At 52.8% G+C, this 10,547-nt stretch carries 7 protein-coding genes, 1 tRNA gene and 1 other annotated feature; of the genes, 5 read left to right on the forward strand and 3 right to left on the reverse strand.

Going from position 1 to position 10,547, the window contains the following annotated elements; genetic code table 11:
• Positions 1–14: 14 nt before the first annotated feature.
• From RT52_RS11220 to pdxR, 3 genes are all read right to left on the reverse strand, one after another.
• Entirely contained in the window at positions 15–3,434 is a 3,420-nt protein-coding gene (locus RT52_RS11220) for an alpha-amylase family glycosyl hydrolase (RefSeq protein WP_034817398.1), read from the reverse strand.
• A 150-nt stretch (positions 3,435–3,584) separates the two neighbouring features.
• The gene (locus tag RT52_RS11225) at positions 3,585–4,205 is read right to left on the reverse strand and encodes a class A sortase (RefSeq protein WP_034804480.1); all 621 of its coding nucleotides are present in this window, start codon (positions 4,203–4,205) and stop codon (positions 3,585–3,587) included.
• A gap of 21 nt (positions 4,206–4,226) precedes the next feature.
• Positions 4,227–5,645: a MocR-like pyridoxine biosynthesis transcription factor PdxR gene (gene pdxR, locus RT52_RS11230; RefSeq protein WP_245175529.1), complete on the reverse strand. Its 1,419-nt coding sequence runs from the start codon at positions 5,643–5,645 to the stop codon at positions 4,227–4,229.
• Between the two features lie 285 nt (positions 5,646–5,930).
• Between pdxR and pdxS the strand changes: the two genes are divergently transcribed.
• The 5 genes from pdxS (at position 5,931) to RT52_RS11260 (ending at position 10,542) form a co-directional block, all read left to right on the forward strand.
• Complete coding sequence (gene pdxS, locus RT52_RS11240; RefSeq protein ID WP_034817401.1) at positions 5,931–6,821, forward strand: pyridoxal 5'-phosphate synthase lyase subunit PdxS; 891 nt, start codon at positions 5,931–5,933, stop codon at positions 6,819–6,821.
• A 1-nt stretch (position 6,822) separates the two neighbouring features.
• Positions 6,823–7,401 carry a pyridoxal 5'-phosphate synthase glutaminase subunit PdxT gene (gene pdxT / locus RT52_RS11245; RefSeq protein WP_034817403.1) on the forward strand — a complete coding sequence of 193 codons (579 nt, stop codon included), beginning with the start codon at positions 6,823–6,825 and terminating at the stop codon, positions 7,399–7,401.
• Positions 7,402–7,485: 84 nt separating this feature from the next.
• Positions 7,486–8,730: a D-alanyl-D-alanine carboxypeptidase family protein gene (locus RT52_RS11250; RefSeq protein WP_034817405.1), complete on the forward strand. Its 1,245-nt coding sequence runs from the start codon at positions 7,486–7,488 to the stop codon at positions 8,728–8,730.
• An 18-nt stretch (positions 8,731–8,748) separates the two neighbouring features.
• Positions 8,749–8,957 (forward strand) — a binding site (T-box leader).
• Positions 8,958–9,009: 52 nt separating this feature from the next.
• Positions 9,010–10,293 carry a serine--tRNA ligase gene (serS, locus tag RT52_RS11255; RefSeq protein WP_034804464.1) on the forward strand — a complete coding sequence of 428 codons (1,284 nt, stop codon included), beginning with the start codon at positions 9,010–9,012 and terminating at the stop codon, positions 10,291–10,293.
• 158 nt (positions 10,294–10,451) lie between these two features.
• Positions 10,452–10,542 (forward strand) — tRNA-Ser (locus RT52_RS11260).
• The last annotated feature ends 5 nt before the right edge of the window (positions 10,543–10,547 follow it).

The raw sequence follows: 10,547 nt of genomic DNA on the forward strand, positions 1-10,547 counted from the left end.
CAACGGATTTTTTTTTATCTCTTCACAAGGATGACGGTCCCGCCTTGATCTTGGGCAGGCAATTGTACCGTGACTTTGCCATCGTGTTGTACGACGTAAGCGCGTCCACTATAGCGATCGACGAGCACGGTCTTATGCTTGTGTTTCGTTTGGAACGTCGCCTTTTGCGCCGTCTCTTTCGTGTTCAAGCCGACAAGGACAGATTGTTTGCCGTATGTTCGTTCAAAGATGGAATAGCCTGTGCTCGATCCCCCGGAAACAACAGTGCGTGTCCCTTTGCTGAACACTTTCGAGTAATCGGCACGGATGTTCAACAGCTTCTGGTAATGCGTATGCATCGCTTTCCCTTCACCCGTGACGCGTTTCCAGTCGAAGTCGTAACGGTTTTCGTTAAACTCGCCTTTATCCATGTCACCAGCATGTTTTCCAGATTGGCCGATCTCTTCACCGTAGTAAATGACCGGTTGCCCTTTAGCTGTCATTTGAAGCGAGGCCGCGACCATATGTTTTCCTTCGTCGCCACCTGCACGCGAGACGAGGAAGCCATCTTCGTCATGGCTCGACAAGAACTGACCAAGCGTCGCCTCGTTTGATAGTTGCTTGTTCCGGTATTGAAGGGCACTTTCGACTCCATCAATGTTCCCGTTCACGAAGCTCTCCGCTTGATATTTGAAATCAAAGTCGAGGAGGGAGTCCATTTGACCGCTACGCAAGTAACCGCCTGTGTTATTCACACTTGCACCGTAATGTTCACCAATTAGCTTGAAGTCCGGCTTGATGGCAGTCAACTCGTTTTTGAACGACTTCCACGTCGTCGAATCGACGTGTTTGACCGTGTCGACCCGGAAGTAATCAATCGTGTTGCCTTTCTTCGTTTTCGAGCGCTTAATCCAGTCGGTTTGCCATTTGACGAGTTGGTCCCGGACGGCAGCTTCTTCTGTCTTAAAGTCCGGAAGTCCAGAAAGCGACATCTTCAAGTCGTCCCCGTCGACCGGATTCGAACGAATCATGCCTTCAAATACTTGCCGCTCTTTATTCGTCGGGAAGTTCGTCGCTCCATTCGATACCGCACCAGGTTCCATCCCATAACCTGGGTGGTTCAAGACGACATCGACCATGATTTTGATACCGCGTTCGTTCGCGGCGTCAATTAAACGATGGAACGCTGCCATGTCCCCGAGATGTTCATCGAGTTTCTCGAAGTTTTTCGCCCAATAGCCATGATAGCCATATTGAGATCCTTCTTTTCCGTAGCGGAGATCCCAGTCGATGTTATCCACAATCGGCGTGATCCAAATCGTGTTGATGCCTAGCTTATCGAGATAGTCGAGTTTTTTCGTGATACCGGCGAAATCACCGCCGTGATATGACTCAGGATGATCTAAGTCGTAATACTCTCCGTTCGGATTGTTGTTCGTCTTGTCGCCGTCATAGAACCGGTCCGTCAACATGAAGTAAATCCGTGCCTCGTCCCAGTCGAATTCTTGTTTGTCTTTCATCGTGACCGGTCGGACGTTGACGCTTGTCTTCGTCGTGTGCACGTTACCGTATTGGTCGATTGCTTGAATCGTCAGCGTTTTATTGCCCGGCTTCACAGAGTCTTTGACCGCGATCGTCTGTTTGTTTAGCGCTGGGTCGATTGCTAGTTTTGCCGGTCCACCGAGTGGGCGGGCATCGATGTAAAGCTCACGCAACGTCACTCCTTTTGGAAGCGTCGGCTTCACGTGAACGACGGCGTTTTCCCGCGAACTGATGGCTTTTGGTGAGACGGACGACGTCAACTTGACGTTCGGACGCTTGTATTCGACACGTGACGCTTCGAAATAAGGGTCTTTCACCTCGGTCGTCACACCGTCTTTCGTCACGAGGAACGTGTAGTCGTGTGTTCCTTCCGGTAACTTGACCGTATGGCGGAACCATTCGTTCTTCGCTTCGTACGTCATCGGATACGTCGTCCCGTTCACTTTTAAGGCGACGCGCTCGACTTGATCGAGTGTCCCTGCTTCGTACAATTCTTTATCACGATAAAAGAACGTGATCTCACCGTTTTCAAAGACCGGTCCTTGAATTGTCGGAACTTGGTGGAACACGCCTTTTCCACTCTCAACGACGACTTTCGTGATGCGATCGGTACCGAGTTTGACGTATCGGTCTTCCCCGTAACCGTCTTTGACGGCCCAGTCCGTGCCTTTGCGAATGACGAAGCCGACGTTCGTCGCGTCTTTTCCGACCGGGATGCGGAAGATGGCCCCAGCTTCGGTCACTTTGTACGGATCGACTTGCCCATCTTTCGCACCGGTGCTCCACGTCCATAAGTTCCAATCCTTATAATCCCCGTCTGCCCGGACGTACGTCATCTCGATATACCGCTGCGTCTTCCATGGATCCGCCACTTCCGTGATCGTCTTAAACGACGTCGTGAGGGCAGGGAGCGTCGTGTTCGACAATTTGCCTGTGACGGCACCTGCTGGGATGGTCGCTTCCAACGTTTGACCGAGTGTAAATGGAGCTGTCGGTGTCACCGTCACCGTCGATCCGCTCGTTTCGACACGGAACGGGACAGACGTATCCCCGCTCTTCAAGCTGACATCGGAAGCATTGAGTGTGACGGGTTCATTGAACGTCCATGTAATCGGGGCATCGAGGGCGATGTCCGTCGATTGGTTCGCCGGCGTTACGGTCGTCACTTCCAATTGGCTCACCGACTCGACACCGCGCAGCGTATAGGCCGAGCTATACACGGATTGCGTCGATGGGTTCGCCGAGACGTTCCAACTGTCGGCTAGTTTGTTGCCCGGATTGCTTGGGATGGTGTCAAATGCGCCGTGTTCTCCGGCATTGTTTCCACTCAGCACGGTCAAGACCCGGAGCTGGTCGTTGTTCGTTAAACCAAGCAGCGACAATGGAATTTTTCCTTCGAAACCTTTCGTCCGATCGAGGGCGAACGAGGCGCCGTTCAAGTTCGTCAAATTCGCGAGTGGAACGGACTTGCCCGATTCATAGAGCGCGGCTTCTTTAATCGCTGTGTCGCCATCGACGCGAAGTAAAATATGATACTGCGGCTTCCGATCGGTTTGACTGAAGTTGAACGGGTAACCGAGTGGATTCGTGTTCACGCCCGAGTCCTCGTCATTCACTTGAAGTGCGATGTTTATGTACTGGCCGTTGTCGCCCCAATTCGGGACATTCTTCGCATCGACATAGAAATAAAGATGCTTGGCGTCATTTTGCATGTACAAGTCGCCGAGGTCAAACCCTTGCCATCCGGCCGTAGGGGACGTGGCGAGCGCCGGGATGTTGGTCCAATCACTCTTGACTCCATCAATGGTGATTGCCGTCGGTTCGGCGAGGACGTTCACCGGGACGCCTGTTTGAATCAGGAGGACAGAAGATAACAGGAGGGTGGACGTACGGCGTGCGGTTTTATTCTTCATAAAGCACCTCTTTCAGGAAATTTGATCGTCTACAGGGCAACGAAATAGGAAAATTGTGCAAACGGTTTCAAAAATAGTGTAGCCGATTATGTAAGCGCTCACAATATAATTTTTAAAAAATAAAAAGCCGCCCAACATTTTTGTGGGCGGTCACGGGGCATAAGGTGTTGTCTGAGCCAATCTTCCTTTGACAATCAATCGCTCGGTCGCATCAAACGTACACGTGACGAGCGTGATGGTCGGATCGATTGTCTCATCGAGCACATCGACTCGAGATGGCGGAACCGTTTCAAGCGATGTGACAACATATTCATACGTGTGCGTCAAGTCGGTGACGTACACGCTCATTCCCGTTTCAATCTCATGGAGTGGGCCAAACAAGGAGGTCGGGCTTTGGGTATAATGACCGGCCAAAGCGTAATTGCCGAGCCCCATCTGTTGGTTTGGACGCATCGTCCCGGCCCCGACGGCCAAGTTATCGGCTTCAAGTCCATACATGATGGGCAACTCCAACTTGATTTCCGGCACCGAAATCACTCCGATTGTCGGCAATTCATGAAAACGATTGCGCACTGTCACTAAATCGTTCCATGACAGCGGAGCGACAGCTGAAAAGTCAAACTCGCCTGATTTCGGTTGCTTCAGTTGCAAGCCTTCGGTCACGCGTTGACTGTTAGACACCGCGACTTGGTCTTTCCACCACGCGTTCGATAGGAAAAACAACCCGACAAGGATGAAGAGGATACCCAGTCCGAAGCGGATGCGTCTCATGATTGTGTCATCCGTGGTGGCTTAGCCCCCGGATGTCCCTCCTTTCGGTATATTCCAACACGACATGAGTCGGTCGATCACGATTGGCAACACGGCCTCTGAGATGGCGGCAAACCCGAACAGGAACTGTCGGGTCAAATCTTGCCGATGAATCGCGTATTCATCCATCGCTTTCATGCGAATACTTGCCGCCTCGGCTTGTCGGCGCAACGTCTCATTCGAATGAGCTGTCTTCACTGTCAGGATGACATGGAGACCCGCACTCGTTCCAGAGACTGTTACGGCCGATTCATATGGTTTGAAGGCGGAGACGACAATCTCGAGTTTTCGCCGATAGGTTTTACGCATCCGGTTCAAATGTTTCTCGAAGTCTCCACATGCCATGAACTCGGCAAGCGTATGCTGTTCGAAGCGGGGCACGCTGCAAGTGAAATGACGGTAACGTGCCCGGTATCGATTCAACAGTTTTGGCGGCAATACCATATACCCGATTCGAAGCGACGGCATGAGCGATTTTGAGAACGTGCTCAAGTAGATGACGCGCTCGTTTTGGTCCATGCTTTGCAGTGAAGGGATTGGCTTCCCGCTATAGCGGAACTCGCTATCATAATCGTCCTCGATGATGTACGTCTGACGGTCGGACGCCCAGTTCAAAAGGCGTTGCCGTCGACTGACGGACAAGATTGTACCGGTCGGGAACTGATGGGCCGGCGTGACGTAGACGGCATCGATTTGTTCTGTCTCGAGTCGGTCGACGACGAGACCACTCTCATCGACGGGGATTGGAATATAACGAAGCTTTTGCTGTTCGAATAGCTGTTTCGTGAGCGGGTACCCTGGGTCTTCAATGCCGAACGTCTTCGCGTCGGTCAACAAGTCGAGAAGTTGCGGGAGCAACTGCTCGGTGCCGGAACCGACGATAATCTGTTCAGGAGAACAGCTCACACCTCGGGAATGATAGAGATACGTCGCGATCTCTTGACGGAGCACGAGGTCGCCTTGGACGGGACCGAGGTTGAGCAAGTCACTGTTCTCCTCGGTGACAACTTGTTTGATATGGCGGCGCCATCGTTCGAACGGAAAGGCGGCCGTGTCGATTTGACTCGGGTATACGTCAAACGTATACGTCTTCTTCTCTGGGAGCGGCTCAATCGTCTGCATCCGCTCGTTGCGCTGCACGTATAGCTCTTCTTGCGGCAACACGTAGAAACCTTTCCTCGGAACGGACTCGATATAGCCCTCGGCAAGGAGCTGAGCGTAGGCGAGTTCGATTGTCGTCTGGGAGACGTCGATGAAGTCGCTCAATTTCCGCTTGGACGGCAATTTCGTCCCGGTCGTCAACGTATCGTCGACGATCGCTTGGCGGATGTGTAAATAAAGTTGTTCATATAAAGGCGTGCTCGATTCAGGTTCGAGCGCGAGCGTGAGCATATCCATCATGAATCCTTTCCGTGGTCACCCGAAGAAGAAATAAAGGACGAAACCAAGGACGAGGAGTAAGCCGAATAAACCTGGTTTCCCATAGTAAGTACGATCTTGCGCTTTGTCGCGCGGGTCGAATTGTGCCATCTCACAGTCCTCCTTTCTCATTGATTCCATTCGAGAATGCAAAACGGAAGTCCTTCAACTGAACTGACCACTTTAAAAACTATCAAACTGACACTTTCAATATAGTCAATTCAATCTATACTTACAAGTAGATTAGCCTATATGGAGGGGATTTAAATGGAAAAGAGACAAGTCGGTACAGATAAAGTAAAACGCGGGATGGCCGAGATGCAAAAAGGCGGCGTCATCATGGACGTCATCAACGCAGAACAAGCTAAAATTGCTGAGGCGGCAGGTGCGGTCGCCGTCATGGCACTCGAGCGCGTTCCTTCAGATATTCGTAAAATGGGTGGAGTTGCCCGAATGGCAGACCCAACGATTATCGAAGACGTCATGGGAGCGGTCTCGGTCCCAGTCATGGCAAAATGCCGGATCGGTCATATCGCCGAAGCACGTGTCCTTGAATCGATGGGGGTCGATTTCATCGACGAGAGCGAAGTGTTGACGCCAGCGGACGAAGAGTTCCACTTGTACAAGCGTGACTACAAAGCACCGTTCGTCTGTGGCGCCCGTGACCTTGGTGAGGCAGCGCGTCGCATCGGCGAAGGCGCAGCGATGATTCGGACGAAAGGTGAGCCGGGAACAGGGAACATCGTCGAAGCGGTTCGTCACATGCGCACGGTTCAAGCACAAGTGAAACGTCTCCTCTCGATGAGCGTCGATGAAGTGATGACGGAAGCGCGCGACCTCGGTGCACCGTTCGAAGTCCTCATGCAAATCCGTGAAGCTGGCCGCCTTCCGGTCGTCAACTTCGCAGCAGGCGGCATCGCGACACCGGCCGATGCGGCGCTCATGATGCACCTCGGTGCGGACGGCGTCTTCGTAGGATCAGGAATCTTCAAAGCCGAGAACCCGGAGAAGTTCGCCCGTGCGATCGTCGAAGCGACGACGTACCACGACGACTACGAGCGTATCGCGAGTTTGTCAAAAGGTCTCGGCGAAGCGATGAAAGGCTTAGACGTCCGGACGCTTAAAGAAGAAGAGCTCATGGCACCACGGGGCTGGTAAGATGACGACGATTGGCGTACTCGGAATGCAAGGGGCGATTCGCGAACACGTTCGGATGCTCGAAGCACTCGGCGTGGACACGCGCGTCGTCCGCTCGGTCGAAGACTTGAGTCAAATTGACGGGCTCGTCCTACCAGGTGGGGAAAGCACGGCGATGCGTCGTCTACTCGACCGCTACGGGTTACTCGAACCGCTTCGTGACAACACGGAACTCCCGATGTTCGGAACGTGTGCCGGCTTGATTTTGCTCGCGACGGAAGTCGAGGGATACGATGCCCATCTACGGAAAATCCCGATGACCGTGAAACGGAACGCGTTCGGCCGTCAAGTCGACAGCTTCGAAGTCACGTTACCGGTGAAAGGGATTGACGAGGCGGTAGAAGCGGTATTCATCCGCGCTCCGCAAGTCGCGTCGGTCGAACCGGTCGTCGATGTCCTCGCAGAAGTGGAAGAGGCCATCGTGGCTGTCCGCTACGATAAATACGTCGCCTGCTCGTTCCACCCTGAGCTGACAGACGATTTGTCGATGCACCGCTATTTCTTGAACGTCGTGGCGGCGAACAAGCATCAACTCGCATAAAGGAGAGGCTCCTGAAATCGGGAGCCTTTTTTATGTCGTTTTTTGCTACACTAAGACGAGACATGAATAGAAAGGGGCAAGGTTGTGAAAGCGAGATGGATGATGTGGTTGCTCATCGGAGCAATCTTCATGAATATAATGAATCCGAACAACGCAGCGGCCGCACCGAGCGTTGAGGCGAGCGGGGCGATGCTCGTCGATTTGACGACGGGTCAAGTGCTGTTTTCAAAAGAGGAAGATGCGATGTTGCCTCCGGCCTCGATTACAAAACTGATGACCGCGTTCCTCGTCCGTGAAGCGATCGAGGCGGGCGAACTCAGTTGGAATCAGGAAGTGACACCGAGCGCGGAGGCGCTCGCATTGACACAGAAGCCGGGTCTTGCTCGCATCCCGCTCGTCAATAAACCGTATACGGTGAAAGAATTATATGATGTGGCGTTGATTCGCTCGGCGAACGAAGCCGCCGTCACGCTCGGTGAGGCGGTCTCCGGGTCGGAAGCGGCGTTCGTCGAGTTGATGAACGAACGGGCGACGGCGCTCGGGATGACTCAGACGACGTTCGCGAACGCATCTGGACTCGACTCGGTCTCCGCCGGACGTCCGGGCGAGAACTTGACGTCGGCGAGCGATTTGATGAAACTGGCGCTCGCTTATTTAACGAAATACCCCGACGTGCTCGATGTGACGAAGCAGGCGTACGTCGATATTGACGGTGTTCGTTTCGAAGCGACGAACCGGATGCTCGCCGGCCGTGATTTGTCGTATACCGGCATGCTCGGTTTCAAGACGGGGACGACAGACGACGCCGGATACTGTTTCGTCGGTGTCTCGACGCGGGATGGGCGGACCGTATTGTCTGTCGTATTAGGCGCGAAGACAGACGAAGGTCGTTATACGGCGACGAAAGCACTCCATGACTATGCGTATGGCGAGTTTGTCATGACCCCGCTGTTACGGAGCGGCGAGGTTGTGCCAGAGTCTGTCTTCGTGGCGGGCGGGGAGACGGAGCGGGCTACGGTCCGCACGACGTCCACGTTCGAGGTATTGATTGAGAAAGGGCAAGAAGTTCCGTCCCTCGTTTATGATTTACCCGACACGACAGCACCGCTTGCTACAGACAAGCAAGTCGGCACGGTGACGGTCGAACTTTCTGAATCGGTCCGTTACTTAGATGGCGAGCAACCGCCGAAAGCGACGCTCGTGGCAGCAGAAACGGTCGACACGGCATCGTTTTTAACACGGATGACGCGTGCGTTTTCAGATTTTCTTGATGAGGTCCGACTCGTGCTCGGAAAACTGAGTCTTGTCGATAGACTCGAGTTGTTGTAAAGTAAAACTAATTCAATGACAGATGCAATGATGAGGAAAAGTACGTTACAGTCATCTACTGACAGAGAGCTAGTGGTTGGTGCAAACTAGCGGGATGGTGTAACCGAATCGGCCTCGGAGCATTGGCTTGGAAACAAGTCACGTCCTGCACACGTTACGTGCATCGAGTGGCCTGGATTTCAGGCAACGAGGGTGGCAACGCGGATCCAAGGTGGTTCGTCCCTTTCCTACGGGAAAGGGACGTGCCGCCTTTTTTATGTGAAAAAGGAGGAAATAAGAATGTTAGACATTAAACGATTACGCCAAGATTTTGAAGACATTAAAGCGAAGCTCGCCCACCGAGGGGAAGACTTGAGCGCGCTTGACCGTTTCCCAGAGCTCGAGGAGAAACGACGCAACCTGATTAACGAAGTCGATGTAAAGAAAGCAAAACGGAACGAGGCGTCAAAACAAATCGCCGAATTGAAGCGGAACAAACAAGACGCAGACGCACCGATTCTCGAGACACGCCGACTCGGGGATGAAATCAAGTTGTTGGATGAAGACTTGCGTGAAGTCGAAGCGGAGTTGAACATGATTTTGCTCAGCATCCCGAACATTCCGCATGAATCAACACCAATCGGTGAAACGGAAGACGACAACGTCACGATTCGTGAAGTCGGAACGAAACCGACGTTCGATTTCGAGATGAAACAGCACTGGGACGTGATGGAAGACTTGAAGATTGTCGACGTCGAGCGGGCTGGGAAAGTCACGGGCAGCCGCTTTGTCTTCTATAAAGGACTCGGTGCCCGTTTAGAGCGCGCCTTGATCAACTTTATGATGGACATGCATGCCGATGAGCACGGCTATTCAGAAGTCCTCCCGCCATACATGGTCAACCGCGATGCGATGACCGGGACGGGTCAGCTTCCAAAGTTTGAAGAAGACGCGTTTAAAGTGGCGGATACGAACTACTTCCTCGTCCCGACAGCGGAAGTGCCGGTGACGAACATGCACCGTGATGAGATTATCGCAGAGGAACAGCTTCCAATCACGTACACGGCGTACAGCGCTTGCTTCCGTTCAGAAGCCGGGTCGGCCGGCCGCGATACGCGTGGTCTCATCCGTCAGCACCAATTCAACAAAGTCGAGCTCGTCCGTTTCGTGAAGCCTGAGGAGTCTTACGAGCAACTCGAGCTGTTGACAGGTCACGCGGAGGAAGTGCTCAAGCGTCTCGGTCTCCCGTATCAAGTGCTCAGCATGTGTACGGCCGACCTCGGTTTCACGGCTGCGAAGAAATACGATATCGAGGTGTGGATGCCGGCTCAAGGCATGTACCGCGAAATCTCTTCTTGCTCAAACTTTGAAGATTTCCAAGCGCGCCGTGCTGGGATCCGTTTCCGTCGTGACGTGAATGCGAAACCGGAGTTCGTGCATACACTGAACGGATCAGGACTTGCTGTCGGTCGGACAGTCGCTGCGATTTTGGAGAACTTCCAACAAGCGGACGGCTCGGTCGTCATTCCTGACGTGCTTCGTCCATATATGGGCGGCATCGAGAAAATCGAGATGCCACGTTAAGCTCGTTTTTACCCCGTCGACACGACACTCGTGTCGACGGATTTTTTATAAAAATTTTTCTAATGTTTTTTCACAAAAGGGTTTGACATCTGTCCCATCAGTTGGTACTATAAATCATGTCGAGCGAGATGATTGTTCGCGAATTGTATATGAGCTTTGGAGGTGTACCCAAGTGGTTTAAGGGAACGGTCTTGAAAACCGTCAGGGGTGTAACAGCCTGCGTGGGTTCGAATCCCACCACCTCCTCCATTTTT

The organism is Exiguobacterium alkaliphilum 12/1, from assembly GCF_000714435.1.
GTDB classification, from domain to species: domain Bacteria; phylum Bacillota; class Bacilli; order Exiguobacteriales; family Exiguobacteriaceae; genus Exiguobacterium; species Exiguobacterium alkaliphilum.

Coding starts and splice junctions, on each gene's coding strand:
- RT52_RS11220 (WP_034817398.1), bottom strand. CDS start 3,434: ATGAAGAATAAAACCGCACGCCGTACGTCCACCCTCCTGTTATCTTCT.
- RT52_RS11225 (WP_034804480.1), bottom strand. CDS start 4,205: ATGAGACGCATCCGCTTCGGACTGGGTATCCTCTTCATCCTTGTCGGG.
- pdxR (WP_245175529.1), bottom strand. CDS start 5,645: ATGATGGATATGCTCACGCTCGCGCTCGAACCTGAATCGAGCACGCCT.
- pdxS (WP_034817401.1), top strand. CDS start 5,931: ATGGAAAAGAGACAAGTCGGTACAGATAAAGTAAAACGCGGGATGGCC.
- pdxT (WP_034817403.1), top strand. CDS start 6,823: ATGACGACGATTGGCGTACTCGGAATGCAAGGGGCGATTCGCGAACAC.
- serS (WP_034804464.1), top strand. CDS start 9,010: ATGTTAGACATTAAACGATTACGCCAAGATTTTGAAGACATTAAAGCG.